The organism is Acinetobacter soli (assembly GCF_000760595.1).
GTDB classification, from domain to species: domain Bacteria; phylum Pseudomonadota; class Gammaproteobacteria; order Pseudomonadales; family Moraxellaceae; genus Acinetobacter; species Acinetobacter soli.
Genome location: NZ_BBNM01000007.1, coordinates 128639 through 153303, shown reverse-complemented (window position 1 = coordinate 153303; position 24665 = coordinate 128639). Strand labels below are relative to the sequence as shown.

25 protein-coding genes are annotated in these 24665 nt (G+C 43.0%); 14 read left to right on the top strand and 11 right to left on the bottom strand.

Features of this window, described 5'->3' with window-relative positions; all coding sequences use genetic code 11:
* Window positions 1–17: 17 nt before the first annotated feature.
* The 3 genes from Aso01_RS10285 to Aso01_RS10275 all read left to right on the top strand — a co-directional run bounded on the left by Aso01_RS10285 (window position 18) and on the right by Aso01_RS10275 (window position 2653).
* Complete coding sequence (locus tag Aso01_RS10285) at window positions 18–1337, top strand: adenylosuccinate synthase (RefSeq protein WP_004936582.1); 1320 nt, start codon at window positions 18–20, stop codon at window positions 1335–1337.
* A gap of 109 nt (window positions 1338–1446) precedes the next feature.
* Window positions 1447–1758: a hypothetical protein gene (locus Aso01_RS10280; protein ID WP_004946486.1), complete on the top strand. Its 312-nt coding sequence runs from the start codon at window positions 1447–1449 to the stop codon at window positions 1756–1758.
* 115 nt (window positions 1759–1873) lie between these two features.
* The gene (locus Aso01_RS10275) at window positions 1874–2653 is read left to right on the top strand and encodes a M48 family metallopeptidase (RefSeq protein WP_004936586.1); all 780 of its coding nucleotides are present in this window, start codon (window positions 1874–1876) and stop codon (window positions 2651–2653) included.
* Between the two features lie 53 nt (window positions 2654–2706).
* Here Aso01_RS10275 and Aso01_RS10270 read toward each other — a convergent pair whose 3' ends face one another.
* Both Aso01_RS10270 and crp read right to left on the bottom strand, forming a co-directional pair.
* Complete coding sequence (locus Aso01_RS10270; protein WP_004936589.1) at window positions 2707–3753, bottom strand: NADP(H)-dependent aldo-keto reductase; 1047 nt, start codon at window positions 3751–3753, stop codon at window positions 2707–2709.
* Window positions 3754–3917: 164 nt separating this feature from the next.
* Complete coding sequence (crp, locus tag Aso01_RS10265; RefSeq protein WP_042065398.1) at window positions 3918–4622, bottom strand: cAMP-activated global transcriptional regulator CRP; 705 nt, start codon at window positions 4620–4622, stop codon at window positions 3918–3920.
* Between the two features lie 144 nt (window positions 4623–4766).
* Here crp and Aso01_RS10260 point away from each other — a divergent pair, with 144 nt between their 5' ends.
* From Aso01_RS10260 to Aso01_RS10240, 5 genes are all read left to right on the top strand, one after another.
* Window positions 4767–5189 (top strand): OsmC family protein, encoded by a 423-nt coding sequence (locus Aso01_RS10260; RefSeq protein ID WP_004936595.1) that lies wholly within the window; start codon window positions 4767–4769, stop codon window positions 5187–5189.
* Window positions 5190–5327: 138 nt separating this feature from the next.
* Complete coding sequence (locus Aso01_RS10255) at window positions 5328–5609, top strand: alpha/beta hydrolase family protein (protein WP_174428799.1); 282 nt, start codon at window positions 5328–5330, stop codon at window positions 5607–5609.
* Window positions 5610–5957: 348 nt separating this feature from the next.
* Window positions 5958–8537: an ATP-dependent chaperone ClpB gene (gene clpB / locus Aso01_RS10250; RefSeq protein WP_004936600.1), complete on the top strand. Its 2580-nt coding sequence runs from the start codon at window positions 5958–5960 to the stop codon at window positions 8535–8537.
* 241 nt (window positions 8538–8778) lie between these two features.
* The gene (ilvD, locus tag Aso01_RS10245) at window positions 8779–10608 is read left to right on the top strand and encodes a dihydroxy-acid dehydratase (RefSeq protein WP_004936603.1); all 1830 of its coding nucleotides are present in this window, start codon (window positions 8779–8781) and stop codon (window positions 10606–10608) included.
* A gap of 195 nt (window positions 10609–10803) precedes the next feature.
* Window positions 10804–11232, top strand: a complete 429-nt coding sequence (locus Aso01_RS10240; protein ID WP_004936605.1) for a hypothetical protein — start codon at window positions 10804–10806, stop codon at window positions 11230–11232.
* Window positions 11233–11258: 26 nt separating this feature from the next.
* Here the strand turns inward: Aso01_RS10240 and rlmKL are convergent, their stop codons facing one another.
* Window positions 11259–13463 carry a bifunctional 23S rRNA (guanine(2069)-N(7))-methyltransferase RlmK/23S rRNA (guanine(2445)-N(2))-methyltransferase RlmL gene (gene rlmKL, locus Aso01_RS10235; RefSeq protein ID WP_004936607.1) on the bottom strand — a complete coding sequence of 735 codons (2205 nt, stop codon included), beginning with the start codon at window positions 13461–13463 and terminating at the stop codon, window positions 11259–11261.
* A 300-nt stretch (window positions 13464–13763) separates the two neighbouring features.
* On the opposite strand from rlmKL, the gene Aso01_RS10230 reads away from it, so the two are divergent.
* The 3 genes from Aso01_RS10230 (at window position 13764) to Aso01_RS10220 (ending at window position 16913) form a co-directional block, all read left to right on the top strand.
* The gene (locus tag Aso01_RS10230) at window positions 13764–14780 is read left to right on the top strand and encodes an aspartate carbamoyltransferase catalytic subunit (RefSeq protein ID WP_004936609.1); all 1017 of its coding nucleotides are present in this window, start codon (window positions 13764–13766) and stop codon (window positions 14778–14780) included.
* A 10-nt stretch (window positions 14781–14790) separates the two neighbouring features.
* Window positions 14791–16026, top strand: a complete 1236-nt coding sequence (locus Aso01_RS10225; RefSeq protein ID WP_004936611.1) for a dihydroorotase — start codon at window positions 14791–14793, stop codon at window positions 16024–16026.
* A 104-nt stretch (window positions 16027–16130) separates the two neighbouring features.
* Entirely contained in the window at window positions 16131–16913 is a 783-nt protein-coding gene (locus tag Aso01_RS10220; RefSeq protein ID WP_004936612.1) for a Rossmann-like and DUF2520 domain-containing protein, read from the top strand.
* Window positions 16914–17017: 104 nt separating this feature from the next.
* On the opposite strand, the gene trmB is transcribed toward Aso01_RS10220, so the two are convergent.
* On the bottom strand, window positions 17018–17734 hold the full coding sequence (gene trmB, locus Aso01_RS10215; RefSeq protein WP_004936614.1) for a tRNA (guanosine(46)-N7)-methyltransferase TrmB: 717 nt from the start codon (window positions 17732–17734) through the stop codon (window positions 17018–17020).
* A 461-nt stretch (window positions 17735–18195) separates the two neighbouring features.
* Here trmB and Aso01_RS10210 point away from each other — a divergent pair, with 461 nt between their 5' ends.
* Entirely contained in the window at window positions 18196–18807 is a 612-nt protein-coding gene (locus tag Aso01_RS10210) for a glutathione binding-like protein (protein ID WP_004936615.1), read from the top strand.
* 42 nt (window positions 18808–18849) lie between these two features.
* Here the strand turns inward: Aso01_RS10210 and Aso01_RS10205 are convergent, their stop codons facing one another.
* From Aso01_RS10205 to Aso01_RS10180, 6 genes are all read right to left on the bottom strand, one after another.
* The gene (locus tag Aso01_RS10205) at window positions 18850–19539 is read right to left on the bottom strand and encodes a hypothetical protein (protein WP_004936617.1); all 690 of its coding nucleotides are present in this window, start codon (window positions 19537–19539) and stop codon (window positions 18850–18852) included.
* A gap of 80 nt (window positions 19540–19619) precedes the next feature.
* On the bottom strand, window positions 19620–20405 hold the full coding sequence (locus Aso01_RS10200) for a thiazole synthase (RefSeq protein WP_004936619.1): 786 nt from the start codon (window positions 20403–20405) through the stop codon (window positions 19620–19622).
* Window positions 20406–20419: 14 nt separating this feature from the next.
* On the bottom strand, window positions 20420–20617 hold the full coding sequence (gene thiS / locus Aso01_RS10195) for a sulfur carrier protein ThiS (protein WP_004936622.1): 198 nt from the start codon (window positions 20615–20617) through the stop codon (window positions 20420–20422).
* Window positions 20618–20629: 12 nt separating this feature from the next.
* Window positions 20630–20995: a DUF423 domain-containing protein gene (locus Aso01_RS10190; RefSeq protein WP_004936625.1), complete on the bottom strand. Its 366-nt coding sequence runs from the start codon at window positions 20993–20995 to the stop codon at window positions 20630–20632.
* Window positions 20996–21111: 116 nt separating this feature from the next.
* Window positions 21112–21981 carry an RNA polymerase sigma factor RpoH gene (rpoH, locus tag Aso01_RS10185; RefSeq protein WP_004936628.1) on the bottom strand — a complete coding sequence of 290 codons (870 nt, stop codon included), beginning with the start codon at window positions 21979–21981 and terminating at the stop codon, window positions 21112–21114.
* Window positions 21982–22112: 131 nt separating this feature from the next.
* Window positions 22113–22355 (bottom strand): sulfurtransferase TusA family protein, encoded by a 243-nt coding sequence (locus Aso01_RS10180; RefSeq protein ID WP_039909889.1) that lies wholly within the window; start codon window positions 22353–22355, stop codon window positions 22113–22115.
* A gap of 372 nt (window positions 22356–22727) precedes the next feature.
* On the opposite strand from Aso01_RS10180, the gene Aso01_RS10175 reads away from it, so the two are divergent.
* Window positions 22728–22940, top strand: a complete 213-nt coding sequence (locus Aso01_RS10175; RefSeq protein ID WP_004653893.1) for a cold-shock protein — start codon at window positions 22728–22730, stop codon at window positions 22938–22940.
* A 101-nt stretch (window positions 22941–23041) separates the two neighbouring features.
* Window positions 23042–24193, top strand: coding sequence for an ATP-dependent RNA helicase RhlB (gene rhlB / locus Aso01_RS10170; RefSeq protein WP_004936633.1), 1152 nt, complete (start codon window positions 23042–23044; stop codon window positions 24191–24193).
* A gap of 60 nt (window positions 24194–24253) precedes the next feature.
* On the opposite strand, the gene Aso01_RS10165 is transcribed toward rhlB, so the two are convergent.
* Complete coding sequence (locus Aso01_RS10165; RefSeq protein ID WP_004936637.1) at window positions 24254–24631, bottom strand: hypothetical protein; 378 nt, start codon at window positions 24629–24631, stop codon at window positions 24254–24256.
* Between the last annotated feature and the right edge of the window lie 34 nt (window positions 24632–24665).

Here is a 24665-nt window from a genome sequence, read left to right as displayed (position 1 = left end):
GATGTAATGAGGCTATTATGGGCAAAAATGTTGTGGTACTCGGTACCCAATGGGGCGACGAAGGTAAAGGTAAGATCGTCGACCTGCTCACAGATCAGGCGGCTGCAGTCGTACGTTATCAAGGCGGGCACAATGCAGGGCATACTCTTGTCGTAGGTGGAAAGAAAACTGTATTGCACCTCATTCCATCAGGCATTTTACGTGAAAACGTGTTGTGCTTAATTGGAAATGGCGTGGTACTTTCGCCTGCTGCATTAATTAAAGAAATGGCAATTTTGGAAGAAGAAGGCGTACCTGTGAAGGAACGTTTACGTATTTCTCCAAACTGTCCACTTATTTTGCCAAACCACATTGCTCTTGACCAAGCGCGTGAGAAAAAGCGCGGCAATGCCAAAATCGGGACAACAGGTCGTGGTATTGGTCCAGCGTACGAAGATAAGGTCGCGCGCCGTGCAGTACGTGTTGCCGATTTGGTTCGTGGTGGTGCAGCACTTGAAGAAAAACTTCAAGAAATGCTTGAGCTACACAACTTCCAGCTCACTCAATTCTACGGTGTAGAAGAAGTGAAGTTTGAAGATGTACTTGCACTGTGCAACGAATGGCGCGAAGTTTTGGCACCACTTGTCATTGATGTCACCAAAGTTCTACATGATTACCGCAAAGAAGGTAAAGCGATCATGTTTGAAGGTGCGCAAGGTTCATTGCTTGATATCGACCATGGTACATATCCGTTTGTTACCAGCTCGAACACTACAGCAGGTGGTGTAAGTTCTGGTTCGGGTATGGGGCCATTGCATCTTGACTATGTGCTTGGTATTACCAAAGCATATACCACGCGTGTGGGTTCTGGTCCGTTTCCAACGGAATTGGTTTACAATGCAGCGACCGATGAAGGTGATGCAGTTGGTAAGCACTTGGGTACTGTGGGTCACGAATTTGGTGCATCAACTGGTCGTCAGCGTCGTTGTGGCTGGTTCGATGCAGAAATTTTGCGTCGTTCGGTTGATGTAAACTCACTTTCTGGTATTTGCTTGACTAAACTCGACGTTTTAGACGGTTTGGAAGAAGTGAAAATCTGTGTGGGTTATGAAAATACAGATTCAGGCTGTGCAGGTTCTTCAGATGCGATTTCATTTGAAAGCTTGAAACCTATTTATGAAAGCATGCCGGGCTGGACGGAATCTACAGTGGGTCTAACCAGCGTAGATCAGTTACCTGCCAATGCAATTGCCTACGTAAAACGTATTGAGCAACTGATTGGTTGTCCAATCGACATTATCTCGACGGGTCCAGACCGTGCAGAGACGATCGTATTGCGTCATCCATTTTCTGCATAAGAAAATGCCGTGACCTACGACTAAAGAAAAGCTCCTTAAGGGAGCTTTTCTTTTGGATATTGTTAAAATAAAAACAACCATTAAAGATGAACAGAAGCAGAATCCATCAATGAAAATTTTGCCCAATATTGCACAAACTATTTTTTATTCATTATTGTTTGCAATTGGTGGTGCACCCACCATCGGCATGTGGATTGCACGCATTCAAACCCAGAATCCCGATTTAATTTTAACTGCATTTATTGGTCTGACCGTAATTATCGCCTGTGTGCTGGTTCCTGTTGTGCTTATTCAAAATAGCTATTTGCTGGTCAAGCGCAACAACGTGCTACTCGATGATAAAATCAAACCATTATCCAAGTTTTACTTTGTGGTGGACTTATGTTGTTTGGCCTCTTGGGTGTACTTTGTAGTGGTTTAATCACACTGGTTACATAAATCCTATGATGTTTTCTCAATTCTTCGATATGTTTTAAATATAATGCACCCGAAAACAGAGACATACACTCGTTCATGTCGCGTTCTGGAGTAAAACGATGAATAATAAATTTTTAATGGGTTTTTGCGCGGCCACAGCCATCTCACTTTCTGGATGTGCGTCTTTAGGTGAATTTTCAGGCACAGATTCTGCGACCTTAAATGCTAGTGCAGCGCAAAGTTTCTCGCAAATGCGACAAGAAGCACAGCAAAAAGGCATACTCGATACCAGCTCATCGACCTATCGACGTATTAATACTGTAATGCAGCGTATGATTCCATATGCCAACCAGATGAATCAGACAGGTCAGCCGTTCCAATGGCAACTGGCGGTGATCAAGTCGGATACCATTAATGCATATGTAGCGCCAGGCGGCAAAGTTGTGTTTTATACCGGAATTGTCAATAAGCTTAATTTGTCTGACAACGAAATTGCTGCCGTAATGGGACATGAAATGACCCACGCCTTAGAAGAGCATGCAAAAAGTAAGCTTGGTGCTCAAAATCTTACTGGCTTAGCGCTGAATTTAGGCAAAGCCTATGCGGGTGACAGTATTGGTCAGTTTGGCTCTGCTGCACTCGATTTAGGCAGTCAGGTCGGTGTAGGTCTACCGTACTCTCGTAATTTGGAAACACGTGCCGATTACGGTGGTCTCATGCTCATGGCTAAATCAGGTTATAACCCGCAGGCTGCAATTACATTGTGGGAAAAAATGAATAAACTCGAAGGTGCAGGTGGTCCGTCATTCCTATCGACTCACCCTTCAAATTCACAGCGTATTGGTGAAATGCGCAAGAATTTACCTGCTGCAATGGCTGTTTATAACAACCGCCGTTAATAAAATGATGAAAAAAGGGATGCCATCGCATCCCTTTTTTTTGTCTGTTCAGCTTAAGGCGCAGGGTTAGGTTGTTGAATATGGATCTTTTCAATTTCTTGTAACAGCGCTGGATCGAGTGTGAGATCAAACGCAGCAATATTTTCTTTTAACTGATCAAGACTGGTGGCACCAATGATGGTGCTGGTTACAAAGAATTGCTGTTTGATAAAGGCCAGTGCCAGTTGAGTTAGAGTTAGGCCATGTTGTTCTGCCAATTGTGCATAGCGCTCGGTGGCCCATTCGCTTTGAGGGTTGCTATAGCGGGTAAAGCGCGGAAAAAGTGTGACGCGTGCATTGGCCGGGCGTGCGCCATGTCTGAACTTACCGGTTAAATAACCAAAAGCCAATGGCGAGTAGGCCAATAGCCCAATACCTTCATATTTGGCAATTTCCGACATGCCTACTTCATAGGTTCGGTTTAGCAGGTTATACGGGTTTTGAATACTCACAAAACGATCTACACCCAGCTCTTTTGCCAGTGATAAAAACTTCATGGTGCCCCAAGGGGTTTCATTCGATAAACCAATATAACGAATTCGACCATTTTGGATTTCTTTTTGCAGCGCAATTAAGGTGTCATGCATGGCCTGTACATCGTACTCGGCCTCTGCTTGTGCGTTTGCATAACCTAATGTGCCAAAAAAGTTAGTATTACGTTCTGGCCAGTGCAACTGATACAAATCGATATAATCTGTGTGGAGGCGTTTTAAGGATAGGTCGAGTGCTTCGGAAATATGTTGGCCAAAACGCGTTTCTCCTTCACGGATATGACTTCCCCCAAAGGCTGGCCCCGCAATTTTCGATGCCAAAAATACCTGATCGCGCCGACCATGCTGTGCAAACCATTGTCCTAAAATTTTTTCTGTGGCGCCGTAGGTTTCAGGCTTAGGAGGAACCGAATACATTTCTGCGGTATCCCAAAAATTGATCCCTTGTTCGAGCGCGTAATGGAGCTGTTCAAAGGCCTCTTGCTGGGAGTTTTGTTCGCCAAAGGTCATGGTGCCTAAACAAATTTCAGGTACCTTTATATCACTGTGACCGAGTCGATTAAATTGCATACTAAGTATTCCCTTAATGTGAGTCATGTCATGCATGAATAGATAAGATTTGAATTAACTTAAAGCATAATTAGAGCTATAAATGTCAGTTTTTCGTATTGTTGTGCATTTAGGGCTGTAAAAAAAGCAAACCCTGAGGTTTGCTTTTTGGTATTTAGAAAAACTTATTCGTCATCAGTTTCATCATCGTGATAATTTTGTGCTTCTAAAGAAGCATCAAAAATCAGGATTGCCTTACCATCGGTTTCAATCATGCCTTGCTCTTCAAGCGTTTTTAAAACACGACCTACCATTTCACGAGAACAACCAACAATCCGGCCAATTTCCTGGCGTGTGATTCGAATCTGACGACCATTCGGTAAAATCATGGCTTCTGGCTGGCTCGCAAGATCGATGAGGCAACGTGCAATACGGCCCGAAACATCGATAAACGCAAGATCGGTCACCTTACGCGTGGTATTTTTCAGGCGACGCACCAGTTGAGCAAAAACCGCATAGCTTAAGTCTGGAAATTGCTTGCTGAGTTCATGAAAATTATCGTAAGAGATTTCAGCAATTTCACATACATCACGCGTTCTTACTTCTGCTGTACGTTGTGGGTTCGATTCGAATAGTCCCATCTCGCCAAAGAAGTCGCCTGGATTGAGATAAGCCACAACGATTTCACGCTCGTCATCTTCACGTAAAATAATGGAAACTGAACCTTTTAAAATCAAATATAAAGACTTAGATTCTGAACCTGCATCAACGATCGTGGTACGTTTAGGATAACGATTGATGTTTGCTCTTTTTAATAGTGCTTTGACTGATTCAGGTAACTGACCAGGTGATAGAGCAACTGTACTAAGTTGTGAGAAATTTGATGTCATTACTAAAGTTTCCAAAGAGGATAATAAGATCGCACAAGACTCAAATGAGTGTATTCATACACGGGAGATGAAATTCCTTATCAACCCATTTTATGCTAGTGTACAGCTATACTGTAAATTTATAGCTTTTTTTAAGGAGTTGCAATGCAAACAAGTGTACATTGGTTAGAGAATGTCGCCTTCGAAGCAAAATCCGAAAGTGGCCATTCTGTGACCATGGACGGCTCTGCCGCTTATGGGGGTGAAAACCGTGGTCCACGTCCTATGGAATTGATTTTAATGGGACTTGGTGGGTGTGCTTCGTTTGATATTGTGACTATTTTAAAGAAAGCGCGTCAAGATGTGACAGATGTCGTGTGTGAGCTGAAAGCTGAGCGAGCAGACACCATTCCTGCTGTATTCACCAAAATCCATTTACATTTTGTGGTCACTGGCAAAGCGGTCAAAGAAAAGCAAGTGGCCAAAGCCATCGAACTTTCTGCAGAGAAATATTGTTCTGCAAGTAAAATGCTGACCGATGGGGGAGTTGAAATTACCCACGACTTTGAGATCATTGAAGCGACATAAGCATACATCGTTCAAAGTATAAAAACAGTGATAAAAAATGCTGACTTTGAGTCAGCTTTTTTATGCCTTTTGATGTTGTAGCTCAATCACTCTAGATCGGATTTTTCTGAATGACTTTGTCGAGAATGATTCAGTGGCTTGTATGATCTGCGGCCTTTATGCGATACGCATCTGAATCAGGCGCTTCAGTTAAGTCTGGATGACGCCGAGCGCTTGAGTCCAGTAGTACATACGCTCTCGCATGATACTCCTTGCGAATTGTACTGTGGTGCAGATGAGCTTCAGGAGCTTAAATGGCAAAGCGAGCAGTTTTATCATGCTCTAAAAGGGTTGAATCAAATCCGTGTCGAACTGCATCTGCTTAAGGATGTTAATCATTACAGCATCTTAGATGCCTATTTTACGCATATCGCAACTTAGCTCTTTAATTTAAAACATAGATGTTAAACCATATGCCAAGCCACAGATCATCTGCCAATATCAAAAGCATAACATGATGATACAAGGCGCCTGAATCGGATGAAGTATGATTACCTTTAAGATTCGGGTATTTTTTAAAGTCTGATCATTGTATTTTGAAAGCGAAGTTAACAAAAACAGCATCGGTATTCACTTGAAATTTTTTAGAAAAGCACCCATATTAAAACCAACTTATATGAATTAAGTTTTGAATATAAGATAATGAAAAATATGAGAATTTATTTGAAATTTTAAAAAACGTTCCCATGTATTAGTCAAGTAGCAAATTGATGATGAGGAATAACAAGAATGCGTTTTGAGAAATTTACCAATCGCCTCCAGCAGGCACTTTCAGATGCGCAATCATTGGCAACCGGTCGAGATCATACCTCGATTGATGCACTGCACATTCTTTCGGTATTGATGGATGAGCCATCAAACCTGAGCCTGTTACAGCAGTCGGGTGCCAGATTACCTGAAATTAAACAAAAACTTGAACAGGCGCTCAAGGATGCGCCGACCATTAGTAATCCCACTGGTGATGTCAATCTGAATCCAGATGCGGTTAAGGTACTTAATCTGGCCGATCGACACGCACAAAAAGCGGGTGATGAATTTTTATCGACGGATTGGGTATTGCTGGCTTTAACTGAAACTGGCAGCACTAAAAGCTTATTGCAAAGTACGGGTGTGACCACAGAGGCACTGCGTAAAGTAATTGAATCTATTCGAGGTAATGACAAAGTCATGAGCAATAATCATGAAGATCAGCGTGACTCATTAAATAAATATACCATTGATCTGACCGAACGTGCTTTGGCGGGGAAACTTGATCCTGTGATTGGGCGAGACGATGAAATTCGTCGTACCATTCAGGTATTGTCGCGTCGTACCAAAAACAACCCCGTACTGATCGGTGAGCCGGGCGTCGGTAAAACTGCCATCGTTGAAGGTCTGGCGCAACGAATCGTTAATGGTGAAGTACCCGAGAGCTTGAAAAACAAGCGCGTATTGTCGCTCGATCTTGGGTCATTGCTTGCAGGTGCCAAATACCGCGGTGAGTTTGAAGAGCGCTTAAAAGCGGTCTTGAATGATTTGGCCAAACAAGATGGCCAAGTGATTTTGTTTATTGATGAACTCCACACGCTGGTGGGCGCGGGTAAAACCGACGGTGCCATGGATGCAGGCAACATGCTCAAACCTGCCTTGGCACGCGGCGAGTTACGCTGTGTAGGTGCCACAACGCTAGATGAGTATCGTCAATACATTGAAAAAGATGCTGCGCTTGAGCGTCGTTTTCAAAAAGTACTGGTCGATGAACCGAGTGTGGAAGACACCATTGCCATTTTACGTGGGTTAAAAGAACGCTACGAAGTTCACCACGGGGTCAAAATTCTCGACTCGGCGATTATTGCAGCGGCAAAAATGTCACATCGCTATATCACCGACCGTCAACTGCCAGATAAAGCGATTGATCTGATTGATGAAGCTGCCTCACGAATTAAGATGGAGCTGGATTCAAAACCAGAAGCACTTGATCGTTTGGAGCGCCGTATCATTCAGTTGAAAATGCAACTTGAAGCCGTGAAAAAGGACGAAGATCAGGGCAGTAAAACTGAAGTTCGTTACCTAGAAGAGCAGATTGCCAGTGTCGAGAAAGAATATAACGACATGGAAGAGATCTGGCGTGCAGAAAAAGCCCTAGTAGAAGGGACAAAAGATGCACAGGTGAAACTCGATCAGGCGCGGATTGCATTTGAAAAAGCACAACGTGAAGGTGATTTGGCAGAAGCTGCGCGTTTACAGTATGGTGTCATTCCTGAACTGCAAAAGCAGCTCGAGCAAGATGAAGTGGTTGAAGAAAGTGAAGAGCCGAAACTACTGCGTAATAAAGTTACCGACAACGAAATTGCAGAAGTGGTGAGCGCCGCCACAGGCATTCCAGTGTCAAAAATGTTACAAGGTGAACGTGAGAAATTGCTGCAAATGGAAACATTTTTGCACAATCGCGTGGTGGGGCAAGATGAAGCTGTCATTGCAGTGTCGAATGCTGTACGTCGTTCACGTGCTGGCTTGTCAGATCCTAACCGTCCGAGTGGCTCGTTCTTGTTCCTTGGGCCAACGGGTGTAGGTAAAACCGAGCTCACCAAAGCATTGGCAAACTTTTTGTTTGATAGTGACGACGCCATGATCCGTATCGACATGAGCGAATTTATGGAAAAACACTCGGTGAGCCGTTTGGTTGGTGCACCTCCGGGCTATGTCGGCTATGAAGAAGGCGGTGTATTAACCGAAGCTGTCCGCCGTAAACCATATAGTGTGGTGCTGTTTGACGAAGTCGAAAAAGCACATCCAGATGTGTTTAATATCTTGCTGCAAGTGCTCGATGATGGTCGTTTGACCGACTCTCAAGGGCGTGTGGTCGATTTTAAAAACACGGTGATCGTGATGACATCAAACCTCGGTTCACAAGATGTACGTGAGCTCGGCGATGGTGCAACCGATGAAGAGGTTCGTGCAGTGGTGATGTCGGCGGTGAGTCAGCACTTCCGTCCAGAGTTTATTAACCGGATTGACGAGCTGGTGGTGTTTCATGCGCTACAAAAATCGCAAATTCGCGGTATTGCAGACATCCAGCTCGATCGTTTACGTGCTCGTTTGGCCGAGCGTGATATTGGATTGACTGTCGATGACGATGCCTTTGATATCCTGATCGATGCAGGCTTTGATCCAGTCTATGGAGCGCGTCCGCTTAAACGTGCTATCCAGCAACAGGTTGAAAACTCACTGGCTCAGAAAATACTGGCCGGCGAATTCCAGGCGGGAGATAACATTGTGATTAAAGGTGATCAGGGTAATCTACATTTCGATAAGCTCAAACTTAGCTAATCACTTTTAAAGCTTAAAAAAAGAGAACATGTTCGCATGTTCTCTTTTTTATTATTCATCTTTTCTTGTTTACTTCATGAGCAAAAGTCATATAAAAAAGATCGCCTTAAGGCTCTTCAGTTAAAAACAAGTTGTAGTATGATGTCACATTATTTCGGCTGGTTATCTTTTGCGTAACAGTCTCATTCAGCCAGAGAGAATACAATATTCTTCTCAAGCTCAACTTGTTGGAAACACCTAAATGCCTGATTATCGTTCTAAAACATCGACACATGGAAGAAATATGGCTGGTGCACGTGGATTATGGCGTGCAACAGGAATGAAGGATGAGGATTTTGGAAAACCGATTATTGCTGTCGTCAACTCATTCACTCAGTTTGTACCCGGTCATGTTCATTTAAAAGATTTGGGTCAGATGGTGGCAGAGCAGATTCAGGCGGCTGGTGGTGTAGCAAAAGAATTTAATACCATTGCCGTAGATGATGGTATTGCTATGGGACATGACGGCATGCTGTATTCGTTGCCATCACGTGATCTGATTGCAGACTCGGTTGAGTATATGGTCAATGCACACTGCGCTGATGCAATGGTTTGTATTTCGAACTGTGACAAAATCACACCGGGAATGCTCATGGCAGCAATGCGCCTGAACATTCCAGTCGTCTTTGTGTCTGGTGGGCCGATGGAAGCGGGTAAAGTGAAATTCCGCGGCAATGAAAAAGCCATTGATCTGGTTGATGCCATGGTAGTCGCAGCCGATGAAAGCTATACCGATGAAGAAGTCGAAGCGTTTGAACGTTCTGCTTGCCCAACATGTGGTTCGTGCTCGGGAATGTTCACAGCAAATTCAATGAACTGCTTAACAGAAGCACTTGGTTTGTCTTTGCCTGGTAACGGGTCGATTGTGGCAACGCATGCCAACCGTAAAAAGTTATTCTTAAAAGCTGGCGAGCTTATTGTGAGCCTGGCAAAACGCTACTACGAACAAAATGATGGTCGTATTTTACCGCGTTCAATTGCAACTAAAGCGGCTTATGAAAATGCCATGACGCTCGATATCGCAATGGGTGGTTCGACCAATACAGTATTGCATTTGTTGGCGGCAGCAAGTGAAGCAGAAGTGGATTTTACCATGGACGATATCGATCGTTTGTCACGTAAAGTGCCAGTACTGTGTAAGGTTGCACCAGCAAAACAAGATGTACATATGGAAGATGTTCACCGTGCAGGTGGGATTATGTCGATTTTGGGCGAGCTTGATCGTGCCAAATTACTCGATACCACTGTCAGTACCGTACACGAAGAAACTTTACAGGATGCGTTGAATAAATGGGACATCATCCGTACTGAAGATGCTGAAGTATATGAATTTTTCCGTTCTTCACCGGGCGGTGTTCCAACTCAAGTGGCCTTCTCACAAAATCGTTACTATTCTACACTCGATGGTGACCGTGAAAACGGTGTGATCCGTAATGCTGAACACGCTTTTTCTAAAGATGGTGGTTTGGCAGTACTGTATGGCAACATTGCATTAGATGGTTGTATTGTAAAAACTGCAGGCGTCGACGAATCGATCTTAAAATTTAACGGTACGGCACGTGTGTTTGAAAGTCAGGATGCGGCTGTCGAAGCGATCTTGGGTAATGAAATCAAAGCAGGCGATGTGGTAGTCATTCGTTACGAAGGCCCACGCGGTGGTCCGGGTATGCAGGAAATGCTGTATCCAACCAGCTACCTAAAATCGAAAGGATTAGGTAAAGACTGTGCGCTGATTACAGATGGTCGTTTCTCTGGTGGTTCGTCAGGCTTGTCGATTGGGCACATTTCACCAGAAGCGGCAGAAGGCGGTGCGATTGGTTTGGTCGAAGATGGCGATTTGATCGAAATCGATATTCCAAACCGTAGCATGCATCTTAAAGTAGACGACGAAACGCTTGCGGCACGTCGTAAAGTGCAAGATGAAAAAGGCTGGAAGCCAGTGGAAGAGCGTAAGCGTAAAGTATCGAAAGCATTAAAAGTTTATGCAATGCATACCACCAGTGCTGCCAAAGGTGCGGTACGTATCTTGTAATTTTTCTTCATCGTAGCAATTTTTAAACGTGCGATGACATAAGAAATTAAAAACCCAAAGTAACGTGTGCTTTGGGTTTTTTTAATGCCGATGATCAGCTTAAAGGCGTTGAATCTTGCGGATTAGACCAAAAGTTGTTAGCTTAAACAAAGAATAAAAATTATACCGAGACATCATAACAAGGAATGCAATCAAATGAATATGTTAATGAAACAGCTCGTGCTTTGCTCACTAGGCATGCTCTCGGGTATGGTCTATGCAGCAGCACCGCTTAACGATGCAGTACTTGCAGAACAGGCCAGTCAGTCTTCTTCAGTCACACCAGAGCTGGTCGATGCCGTGAAGCAAGATGTGCAACAGCCCGTGACAGTTCAACAGCAACAAAATCGAAAACGCGCAGAAGAATATAGTCGTGAGCGAAAAAAACAAAATATTCAATCTGTAGCATTGTCGCCACATGAAGAACAAAAGAAAACGGTCGATGCGACACAGTCTGGAAAGCTGGTTTACAATCCGATTCCTGTAGTGAGAAATACCTCTGCCGATTCATCCATCAATCCACTTTTATTTCGTGGCGCAGATGTGGCAGGTGCAAGAGGAGATGTGAGCGTCACAGTGCGTTAAGTCACCTGACGCTCATGCAGTTTAGATTAACCCATGTGCGGATGTTGAATTTTCCATGCACGATGAATTTTTTGATTGCGTTTGAAATCTAGACCGATGGTATCGTTGGTGATTTCCTGTGCATAAAAGACAGCTTCGATCTCTTCGTCCAGTTCAAAGCCACGATAGTTGTTTGAAAAGTACAACGTACCTTCTGGGCTTAAACGATTCATGGCACGTTTCAACAATGACACATGGTCACGTTGCACATCGAATGTCCCGTAAAACTTCTTAGAGTTTGAGAAGGTCGGCGGGTCGATAAAAATCAGGTCATATTGCTCATGACCCTCTTTGAGCCATTCAAAACAGTCACTGGCAAAGAACATATGCTGCTCGTCTGCATGGTCGACAGTGAGCCCATTCAGTACAAAGTTTTCTTTTGACCAGTTGATGTAGGTATTCGATAAATCGACACTGGTGGTACTGGCTGCGCCACCCAAGGCAGCATGCAAGCTGGCTGTCGAGGTATAGCTAAACAAGTTGAGGAAGTGCTTGCCACGGGCTTCATTCGCAATGCGTAAACGCATCTGGCGATGGTCGAGGAAAAGTCCGGTGTCGAGGTAATCTGTTAAGTTCACCAAAATTTTGGCTTTGCCTTCTTGTACGACAAAACGTTTAGACGCGGTACTTTGTTTGGTGTACTGGTTTTTTCCTTCCTGACGTGCGCGTGTTTTGATAAATACGGCATCACGAGGTAAACCAGTAACTGCACGAATCGCAGCCAAAGCTAAATTAAAGCGTTTCTTGGCTTTTTCTGGGTCGATGGTTTTGGGTGGTGCATATTCCTGAACATGCAGGCGATCACCATACAAATCGACTGCGACGTTAAAGTCTGGAAGATCGGCATCATATAAACGCAAGCAATACACTTGTTCCTTCACTGCCCATTTTTTCAAAGCCGCCATGTTTTTCTGCAAGCGATTCGCAAAATCTTGCGCACCCTCAACTTCAACTGGGTCTGCATGCCAATTGGTTAAAAACGGTTGGCTATTGCTTAATGGCTTGATCTGACCAAAACGAATGTAAATTGGCAATTTACCATTCATCAGACGTAGTGTTTCAGGCTCACTAAGCGCCAGTACATCGGCTTGCTCAACTTGAGCAGCAATCACTGCGGTGTGCTGGTTTGGAAAATGTTGTTGCAGTAGGGCAGACAAACCGAGATACAAAGCACGATTCGATGCTTTATCACCTAGACGCTCGCCATATGGCGGGTTTGTCACAATAAACGCAGTTTTGTTTTCAGCATCGAATGCAGGCCAGTCGGCTAAGGTACGTTCTTCAATCTGAATCTGATCTAGAAGCTGTTCAAATCCGGCAGCGACAATATTTTGACGAGTGGCTTTTACGGCCTCCCAGTCGGCATCGTAGGCAAAGAATTTCGGTAATGGTTGCGCTAAACCTGCTTCATGTCGCTCAGTGGCTTCGGCTTTAAGCGATAACCATAAATCGCGGTCATGGCCATGCCAGCCATTAAATCCAAAGCGGCGCACCAAGCCTGGGGCACGGTCGGTTAAAATCATCAGTGATTCGATGATAAACGTACCCGAACCACACATTGGATCTAAAATCAGATCAGGATTCAGCGTTTTTAACTGTGCTTTTTGCAAAATTGCAGCAGCGAGGTTTTCTTTGATTGGCGCGTCGGTCATATAACGACGATAGCCGCGTTTATGCAGGGAGTCGCCTGAAAGATCGAGGCAGTAGGTATGTTCGGTTTTACCTGCCAAAACAAACAAGGTAATTTCTGGTTGTTTGGTATCGATACTCGGACGTCGTCCAACTGCTTCCATAAAGGAATCAACCACGCCGTCTTTTACACGTAAGGTGGCAAATTGTGAGTTTACTTTAATTTCGCGTTCAACATGCAAACGGATCGCAAAGGTGCTTTGTGGTGCAAAGATAAGTGACCAGTCAAAACTTATCGCACCTTCATAGAGCTCCTCTGCAACATCACGTGCATCGTGAGTATGTTCAAGCTCAAAGGTATGAATGGGTTTAAGAACGCGTGAGGCCAAACGCGACCACATACAGATACGATAGGCTTGTTCTAATGTGCCTTGGAGAATTAAACGGCCTGCAAAACGCTCAGTTTTCTCAATACCTAAACCTTGTAATTCTTGTTGAAGTAAGGTTTCCAGTCCATCCGCACAGGTTACCCAATATGTAGAAAGACGTTGTGATGAGTTCATTCAATTTCCCAAAAGCAGCAAAAGCAATCGGTTATTTTAGCGTATTTTGTGCCTTAAAACTTGGTCTTTAAATTCGAAATCCTCTTTTTTATTCAAATGTTGATCATCTTGATTTTACATTTTTAAAATACATAATTTTAAAAAATAGAAAACAAATTTTATTATGATTTATTAGGTACTTATTTTTATTGTATTTCTTTTCATAATTGATCTAGAAAACAACAATTGCCAAAAACAGCATCTGCCTGTGGTGAAAAAATATCTGTATAATGCCTTAACTTAACGTATAAGGAATCTCTCATGCATCTGGCAGCTTTGCATTCTCCGAGTCAGATTCAGCTCAACCAGCAGGGCAATTTGAAGCACTTCCTGACCATTGAAGGTCTGTCTAAAGAAACTCTTACAAAAATCCTCGACACCGCGCAATCCTTTTTCAATGATCAAAATCAACTGATTACCACACCTTTACTTGAAGGGCGCACGGTAATGAACCTGTTTTTTGAAAACTCAACCCGGACACGCACCACATTTGAAGCCGCAGCAAAGCGTTTGTCTGCCAATGTACTGAATATCGATATTGCACGTTCAAGCACCTCAAAAGGAGAGACGCTACGCGATACGCTTTGGAACCTTGAAGCCATGGCAGCGGATATTTTTGTGGTACGTCACTCGTCTTCGGGTGCTGCACATTTTATTGCCAAAGATGTATGTCCGAATATTGCGATTATCAATGCAGGTGATGGGCGTCATGCACATCCAACGCAGGCAATGCTCGATATGCTGACCATTCGCCGTGAAACCAAAAAACCGTTTGAAGATTTAAAAGTCGCAATTATTGGCGATATTAAACACTCGCGTGTTGCACGATCAGATATTGCGGCTTTACAAACGCTGGGATGTCGTGACATTCGCGTGATTGCGCCAAATACATTACTGCCTGTTGGATTCGATGAATATGGCGATCATGTGCGTCTATTCAATAAAATGGATGATGGCGTAAAAGATTGTGATGTGATTATTGCACTACGTATTCAAAATGAGCGAATCGATTCGCCAGCGCTGTCATCTCAGGCAGAATTTTACCGTATGTATGGTCTGAATCAAGAGCGCTTGGCGCTTGCCCAACCAGATTGTATCGTGATGCATCCAGGGCCAATGAACCGTGGTGTAGAAATTGATTCTGCGATTGCAGATGGGCCACAATCCGTGATTCTGAATCAGGTGACTAACGGAATTGCGGTGCGTATGGCCGTACTGGCGTTGGCCATGCAAGGTCAGGCACAAGCACAAGGTTTAATTGAAGCAATCGCAAACTAAGGGTCTATTCATGAGTAATGTAAAACTTGAAAATGTTCGTTTGTTAGATCCTGTCGCGCAAATTGATGTTACAACAACGGTATATCTTCAAAACGGCCAGCGTGTCGATTCGCTTGATCAGATCGATGAGCAGATTGATGCTCAGGGCAAATGGTTAATGCCGACCATGGTGGATTTATGTGCGCGCGTTCGCGAGCCAGGTCAGCAGCAACACGGCACGCTAAAATCCGAAGGTAAAGCGGCACGTGAAAACGGTATTCTGCATGTGATCACGCCGCCAGACTCTCAGCCGATCGTACAAGATAACGGTGCGTTAATTCATGGTCTAATTGAAAAAGCATGGACTGATGGCAAGTTTCATTTGCACATTATTGGCGCACAAACCCAAGGGTTATTGGGACGTCAGCCAGCCAATATGGCAGCACTTAAAAAAGGTGGATGTACCGCAGTTTCAAATGCCAATGCTGCATTTGAAAACGATGATGTGGTGATTCGGACCTTAGAATATGCAGCCGGTTTAGGTTTGACGGTGGTGTTCTATCCTGAAGAACCACAGATTGCCAAAGATGGTTGTGTGCATGAAGGATTTATTGCATCTCGCCAAGGCCTGCCGATGATTCCTGTCATTGCAGAAACCATTGCAATTGCCAAATACTTAATCATGATTGAAGCGACCGGAGTGCGTGCGCATTTTGGATTATTATCTTCAGCACAGTCGATTGAGCTGATCCGTGCGGCTAAGGCAAAAGGCCTGCCTGTCACGGCAGATGTGGCGATGCATCAGTTACATTTAACCGAAGCGTTAATTGATGGGTTTAATACTTTAGCGCACGTAAGACCGCCACTTCGCTCGGAAGCAGACAAAGTAGCCTTACGTGACGCAGTCAAATCAGGCGTGATTGACGCGATTTGTACACATCACGAACCACTGAGTAGCTCTGCTAAAATGATGCCATTCGCTGAAACTTTACCCGGTATTAGTGCATTTGATACCTATGTCGCTTTGGGTGTGCAACTCATTCAAGAGGGGCTGTTTGAACCTCTGGAATGGGTAGAGAAAGTGACTGTTGCACCGGCACGCGTAGCCAATATGCAAGAGCGCTGGTTAAATGAAAAAGGCTGGGTGTTGGTTGATCCAGCGCTTGAGTGGAAGGTTGATAAAACCACCATTTTGTCTCAGGGTAAAAATACGCCGTTGCTCAATCAAAATCTAACTGGAAAAGTAGTTCAGACCTTTCTACCTTAGATATAGGTTTGATTCATATAGAAGATCATAAAAAAAGGGCGATTGATTCGTCCTTTTTTTATTGGCATGCTTAGCGCTATTTTGGCGAAATAGATGATTGAAAGATGCGTATTAGTTTTATTGGTTCGGGCAAAGTCGCCACCCATTTAGCCAGCGCGTGTGCATCGCAGCACCAGATCGTGCAAATTATGAGTCGTGATGTTGAACACGCAAAAACTTTAGCGTGCCGTGTTGGTGCAGAACCGATTCATCAATTTGAGCAGCTTGATGCATCTATCGATTTACTCATTATTTCGGTTAGCGATCACGCCATTTCAAGCGTAATTCAGGCTGTGCATCCATATTTGCCCAATACGTTCATTGTGCATACCTCTGGCAGTACTTCAATACAACAGCTCACACAGCAGCATGCCAATGCTGGGGTATTTTATCCGCTGCAAACTTTTAGCTTTGAGCGCGAGGTAGACTGGTCTGAGACACCATTCTTTATTGAAGCTTCAACTGATGAGGGATTAAAACATCTTGAAGCAATAGCAAATAGCCTAAGTAATAAAGTCTATCATTATAATTCTGAGCAACGTTTAAGTCTGCATCTAGCCGCTGTTTTTGCCTGTAACTTTACGAACTATTGTTATGATGCGGCGAAGCAAATTGTCGATCAACAACAGGTCGATTTTTCATTGCTTTATCCATTGATACTTGAAACTGCGCGTAAAGCCACGTTGTACGATCCAGCATTGGTACAAACTGGACCTGCGGTGCGAAATGACCAAAATATTCTAAATATGCATCAAGATTTACTGAGTCAAGCCAAACGTCCAGATTTGGCAGAAATTTATCAATTGCTGAGTCAAGCGATTATAAATCGTCGCATTGATAAGATTTAACAGTTTTCGGTGCGGTGTTTGAAAAAGTTTGACATAAAAAAGGCATCTCATTTTTCAAATCAGATGCCTTTTCATGATTGATGCTGATTTAGCTCAAAATAGACTTAACCAATTTTCTTAAAAATAAAGTCATTAATCTTGTGGCCAGCTTCTAAACCACGACGTTCAAACTTGGTTTGTGGGCGCCATTCTGGGCGTGGATAACTATTACCCTTACCTGCAAGGTTTTCTAAAGCAGGGCGGTTGTCAAGAACATCCAGCATCCACTCAGCGTAGGGTTCCCAGTCTGTTGCAGCGTGGAAAGTACCGTTAAGCTCCAGTTTTTGTTCGACCAGCTCCATACGCTCATGAGCAACAAAACGACGCTTAAAGTGGCGTTTTTTCTGCCACGGATCTGGGAAGTAAAGCTGGATACAGTTAATGCTGTTATCCGGCATTTCACGCAATACCTGAATGGCATCTGCATCAAGTACGCGTAAATTTTTAAGTTCGGCCATTCCTGCTTCATAAACGCATTGGGCGATCCCCGGTACATGTACTTCAATACCAACAAAGTTACGCTCAGGATTTGCTTTTGCCATTAAGACCAAAGAACGCCCCATTCCAAAACCAATTTCGACTGTCAATGGGCGTTCAGGATGTTCAAAATGCTGGCGTAAATCACCTACCGGATATTCCAAAATCAGCGCTTGATATTGCTCTAAAGCTGTACGCTGTGAAGTATTCAATGGCGCAGCGCGGCGCATAAACGTCACAATTTCTCGGTGTTCAGGCAAATTATCCAGTTCAGTAATCTGCGTTTCTAACTGATCGGTCGACATGATTTTGATGATACTAAAAATTCAGATGCCGTATTTTAAATGCTTAGGGGGGTAAGTCAAACGCTAATCACAGCTTCAACAAGACTAAGCAAGCATGAATAGGAAAAGACTCGGCTCATTGGATGCCTTCATGTATTTGTCACGTGTATCTTGTAGATTGTTTTGTAGACAAACTATAGGCGGTTGATCATCAAAGCATCATCAATTATTTAAAGTTGCTGGATAAGCTGCTCATGCCGATCTCTATGTCTTACATTCTGTTACCCAGCCAGAAGTATTGTGTTCACTCATATTTTGAGCAGATCACACACAATATCGCTTGCGTGACGAATTTTTTTTGATTAATAGTAGAGTATAAAAATTTTTCTTAGATCGACTTTTTGTAAGGAAGTTTATATAGCCCTTGCATGTGACTTCGAAGCGTTTTAGAACATAAAATAGTTAGATAACAAGGATCCCATATGAAGTTGTATTATTCACCAGGCGCATGTTCACTCGCAGCACATATTATTTTAAATGAAATTAATGTCGACTTTGATTTAGAAAAAGTTAACCTTAAAACGCATCAAACAGAAAAAGGTGCAAATTATTACGACATCAATCCAAAAGGATATGTACCAGCACTGGAAATTAATCCTGGATTGATCTTGACTGAAAATGTTGCAATTTTACCTTTTTTAGCCCAGCATGATCCGAAGCAAGATTTAATTCCACCATCGGGAATGGGGCGTGCCAAAGTACTTGAATGGCTTGGTTATCTCAATTCTGAATTGCATGATGCCTATGCGGTATTTTTTGGTGGGCCACTTGAAGGTGAAGCAAAAAGCAAAGCCTATAAAGAAGTCGATCGTCTGCTCACGCACATTGATAAAACCATCAGTGAGTCTGAAAATGATTACTTGGTCGATGATAACTTTGGCCCGGCAGATGCCTATTTATTCGTCATTACCAACTGGTCAAAAAGTATTGGACATGATTTGAGTCCTTATCAACATATCAATGCGATCCGTGATAAGGTTGCAGAACGACAGTCTGTACAAATTGCGATGCGCGATGAAGGCTTGATTGCATAACCATACGCAGAAAAAATGCCTCAAGTAATTGAGGTGTTTTTTTTATTCAAACTCTGGTGGTTCTTTAAAATTAATAGATTCCAATTTTAAATCATATTGTTTTTTTAGATTTTTCCATTCGAATTTTGCGGGCTGAATACTCTCCTCAAACTCATTTTTATCTGTGGTTTTTTTCATTTTTCCAGTAGAAAAATTAATGCTCAATGAACTTTCCTCACCAGAAGCCCGATGAAAACTCATTTGATCAAAACCAATTAATTTGAAACCTTGATTCTGGTAGCGGAAGCTAAATGTATTGTTGGTCACATACCACGAGCCGCAACTGAGCCAATAATGTAATTTGATTTTTAAAATACCTTTTGCAATCGTTACAGCACCATCATCGAGTGGATCTGCAAGACAAGGCGAGTCTGCATCATTTTCACTAGGAAGTTTTTTATTTTTACTGATTAACTGATAACCCTGAGCTGTTTTGAATAACACCAACAAAGCTCTGGGATTGGTGTTGAGATTAGGGCTTCCAAATCCATCATTATGAATTATATTTTTGCGATTATTTTCCTCAAATACCAAGACGATATCTTCCATGCCATCATGATTTAAATCACCACGAGCTATTTCGATGATCTTCCAGTCTTTAGGTACAAACTGTTGATAGTTTTTCTGATCGGAACTCGCAAAAGTAACTGTTGTAAAACTTACACTTAAAAGACCCATTATTATTTTTCGCATTTGTGCTTGCTCTCATTCTTCTTACGAAAAAGGATTCCGAAGAATCCTTTGAAAATTTTCAATATAATTAATAGTACGTACTATTTAAAGAAATAACCAGTTTCTGGGGAACTGGCATTAGCCATACGTTTACGTGGCATACGACCTGCCAAATAAGCTTCACGGCCTGCTTCAATTGCTTTTTTCATGGCAGATGCCATCAGAACAGGTTGCTGTGCAGCGGCAATTGCCGTATTCATCAAAACACCATCACAGCCGAGTTCCATGGCAATGGCAGCATCACTTGCTGTACCAACACCCGCATCGACCAGTACAGGAACTTTGGCATTTTCTTTGATAATCGAAATAGTATGTGGATTTAAAATCCCCAGTCCTGATCCGATTAGGCTGCCCAAAGGCATAATGGCAACACAGCCCATGCTTTCAAGTTCTTGCGCAACGATTGGATCATCAGAGGTATACACCATGATCTCAAAGCCATCATCAATCAGCGTACGTGCAGCTTTGATGGTTTGTGTGACATTCGGATAAAGTGTTTGTTGATCGCCAAGGACTTCAAGCTTCACCAAATTGTGGCCATCGAGCAGTTCGCGTGCCAACATGCAGGTGCGAATTGCACTATCTGCATCAAAACATCCGGCTGTATTGGGTAAAATCGTGTACTTTTCGGGTGGAATGACCGAGAGCAGGTTAGGTTGGTCTGCGTGTTGTCCGATATTAACGCGACGAATTGCAACGGTGACAATTTCGGCACCACTGGCCTGGATGGCCAAATCGGTTTCATGTAGGTCTTTGTATTTACCTGTACCGACTAAAAGACGAGATTGAAACTGGCGTGAACCAATAATCAAAGGGGTGTCTTGCATGAAAAGCTCCGTTTTTAACCGCCACCAACAGCGTGAATAATTTCAATTCGATCTTGATCTGATAACTGGTATTGCGCCAATTTGCTTTTAGGAACGATTTGTTCGTTCAGTTCTACCGCAAACCGTTTACCTTCAAGCGCAAGCTCTTGTATGAGCTCATACAGGTTTTGGCACGCGGTATCTTTTGGCGCGCCGTTGAGATAAATCTGCATTAATATTCCTAATTACTTTGCGTATTTCGTCGCATTCCAAGCCAGTACAAGCCAGCCTGCAATCATGAGTGCGCCACCAATTGGCGTAATCGCGCCCAAAATACGGGGCATGCCAAGCGCCATGATATACAAGGAGCCACAGAAAAATAGAATTCCGGTCTGAATCAAAAGAAACGGAAGCTTAATAGGGAGCTGTGAATAGGTCTTGGAAAGTACGCCCAGTAGCAAAAGCCCCAGCGCATGATAAAAGAAATAGTCGGTTGCGGTCTGCCACCAACCAAGCTGATCTACAGATGCATGTGCTTTTAAACCGTGTGCACCAAAGGCGCCTAATATCACGGCTAGAGCCAGATTAACCGCTGAAACTGCGATCCACATAAGCGCACTATTCTTAAGAAAAAGACGCTAGAACCTTAGCATAAAAAGGGAAAGCTCAAAATAGTCAAACAAAACAAAAGGGCACTTGGCCCTTAAGTTTTCCATCATCGATCAAACTAGGTTGCAGACATTGCCACCTTGATCTTTTCCATGGCATTTTTTTCTAGCTGACGAATACGCTCTGCAGATACATTGTACTCGGCCGCAAGTTCATGCAAGGTCGATTTATCGTCGTCTAGCCAGCGTCGTTGCAAGATATTTCTCGAACGATCATCGAGCTGGTTCATTGCTTCGTGTAACGCGCTTGAACTTTGCTCTTCGTAGTCTTCGTCTTCAACCAGTCGTGCAGGGTCGTAACGACTATCTTCTAAATACAGTGCAGGTGCAACGTGGGTGGATGAATCATCGTCATCGTCGCCTTGCGCTTCAAAAGCCGCATCGTAGGCAGTTAAACGACCTTCCATTTCCAATACTTGCTCTGGTGTCACATTCAAATCATTAGCGATTGATTGTGCTTCTTCGAGAGTCAGTTTTTTGCTGGATTTTTTTAAGCTACGCAGATTGAAAAACAGTTTTCGCTGGGCTTTCGTGGTGGCGATCTTAACAATACGCCAGTTGCGAATCACGTATTCATGAATTTCTGCTTTAATCCAATGCACAGCAAAGGAAACAAGACGCACGCCCATATTTGGATCAAAGCGTTTTACCGCTTTCATCAAACCTAGATTTCCTTCCTGGATAAGGTCGCCTTGAGGTAGGCCATAGCCTGCATAACTACGCGCGATGTGCACCACGAAACGAAGATGAGACATCACCAGCAATTTAGCTGCATCAAGATCTTGATCGTAGTAGTAACGTTCAGCCAGCTCTTTTTCCTGCTCGGCAGTCAGAATTGGGATTTGGTTTACAGTGCTGATATAGGCACCTAAATTTACACCGGGCGCAGATAATGACAGGGGCATCAACTGATTGCTGCTGTCACTCATGAGTACTCCTTATAGGATGGTATAACCAATAAAAACATCTTAATGTGAAGCACCTTCATAATTAAGAAAGATTGGGTAGAGAAATGTAAAGTTTTATAGACACTAAGCGCAATATGTTAAATAATAAATGATTAAGATTCAATCAAGTAATGAAATTCGTGGTCTGATATTTTAGTCAATTTACAAGCCAGTTGATTGATTTGGCAATATCGTGTTACATCAATTTCACTGTGCGGGTCAGATGACAAAAGTTTAAAGGCTTGAGGGCCGGTTGTCTTTTTAAGTTGACGTTTAAGCATCAATAGCGGCATAGGGCAGGGTTGACCCATGGCATTAATCTCAATAACAGAAAGTGAAGAAACTGAATCTTGCATCAATAAAAACGATGGGTTGCACACTTGAAAAGCTACTCTAGCAGAAAATCAAGCACAGGTAAAAACCACAATCAAACTGCTAAAAAAATTCCCGATCAAGTCGATAAAAAATTTAGTTAAAAAATGAAGATAAATAGCAAAAATAAATCTATTAATTGTGATCAACCCATGTTAATCTCGAGTGGTTTTAGGATTTATGCGTTATCAAAAATAATTGTTATTAACCCTTTAACAAATGGATGTAACCGGGAAATTGTTGATAGTTTTACAGAATGATTACAAGCTTTGAAATAACAAAGAATTTTGAATCTTGTTTGCTATGCTGTTTGCAACACCGGAAGGTCCTTTAATTTAACTTCTGAGGATTGACTTATGACAGCTCGTGAACAAGGTGTAGTAAAGTGGTTTAACGATACCAAGGGCTTTGGCTTTATTCAACGCAATGGCGGTGATGACGTATTCGTTCATTTCCGTGCAATTATGGGTGATGGCCATCGTTCACTTCGTGATGGTCAACGCGTAGAATTCAGCGTTGTACAAGGTCAAAAAGGTTTTCAGGCTGAAAACGTTCAGCCTTTAGACTAATCAATCTAATTGATTGACTGACGCTCCAATTTTTTAAATTGGAGCGTTTTTGTTTTATACTACTGACTACATCAGAGTGATTAACGTTAGAGCACGAGTTTATGGTATCTGGTTTTGAAACCTTGAATTTACATCCGCAACTGAAAAAAGCGATTGATGCATTAGGGTTTACACAAATGACCCCAATTCAGCAAAAGGTTTTAAAATATACATTGGCAGGGCATGACGCAATTGGTCGAGCGCAAACGGGAACGGGTAAAACCGCTGCCTTTCTGATCAGTGTAATCAATGATTTGTTGAATAACCCCATTAAAGAACAGCGCTACCGTGGTGAACCACGTGCACTGATTCTTGCACCAACGCGTGAACTGGCTTTGCAAATCGAAAGTGATGCAAAAGAGTTGACTCGCTTCACAGGGTTAAATTTACTCACTTTGGTGGGTGGTGTCGATTTCGACAAACAAAAGAAACCCCTCAACGAAAAAGTTCTGGATATTCTGGTGGCGACCCCCGGTCGTTTGATTGATTTTGTCGAGCAAAAAGAAGTTTGGTTGGATCAAATCGAATTTCTGGTGATTGATGAAGCCGATCGCTTACTGGACATGGGATTCATTCCATCTGTAAAACGTATTGTGCGTTTTTCGCCACGTAAAGAACAACGTCAAACCCTCATGTTCTCGGCAACATTTAGTTATGATGTTCTAAATTTGGCGCGTCAGTGGTTGCATGAGCCGGTTACAGTAGAAATTGAACCTGAGCAAAAAACCAATAACGATGTTGAACAGCGTGTTTATGTGGTTGCAAAACAGGACAAATATCGTCTTTTGCAAGATATTTTGCGCGAAGAGCCGATTGATAAAGTCATGATTTTTGCCAATCGCCGTGATCAGGTACGCCGCTTGTATGATCATCTTAAAAAGGATGGCTACAAAGTGGGAATGTTGTCGGGTGAAATTGCTCAAGATAAGCGTCTTAAAATGCTCGAACAGTTCAAGCAGGGTAAAAACAACATCATGATTGCAACCGATGTTGCTGGTCGCGGGATTCATGTGGATGGTGTATCACATGTGGTCAACTTTACTTTGCCAGAGCAGTCTGATGACTATGTGCACCGGATTGGTCGTACAGGTCGTGCGGGAACGCAAGGTGTAAGTATTAGTTTTCTTTCAGAAGACGATGCGTTTTATTTGCCAGAAATCGAAAAAGCGATTGGAAAGAAATTACCGCTGACTCGAATTGAAGGTTATTGCTAAGCTTAAGAGGCTGAGCTAAAAAAGATCCCTAAAGTGGGATCTTTTTTGTTTTTGGAGTGCTTAATTGGACTTACAGTAAAATTTAAGCGTGGTCTGATAGTCATCATCTTTAGCGAGAGATGCATTTTTGCCTGCTAGTGTACCAATCACGCCAGCAGCGGCTTCCACTATTTTACCGGTTTGCTCGTCGACGACACCTTTTAACACGCCATTGTATTCGGTTTTTTCATCTACAATCACTGGTGTGCTACGCACACAGGTTTTATTTGCAGCAGCCACCGCATTATTTTTTGCAATTAAATTAGATTTGCCAATTCCGGTGACTTCGTATTGATTATTTGCCAGCATGATGGCATTTGTTGCAGATGGGGTGGTGGCGCAACCAGACAGCACCAAAATACCACCTGCCAGCAAAGTACTTAATATTTTGTAGTTCATTTTCTCATTACTCGATTTTTAAGACACTTCTGTA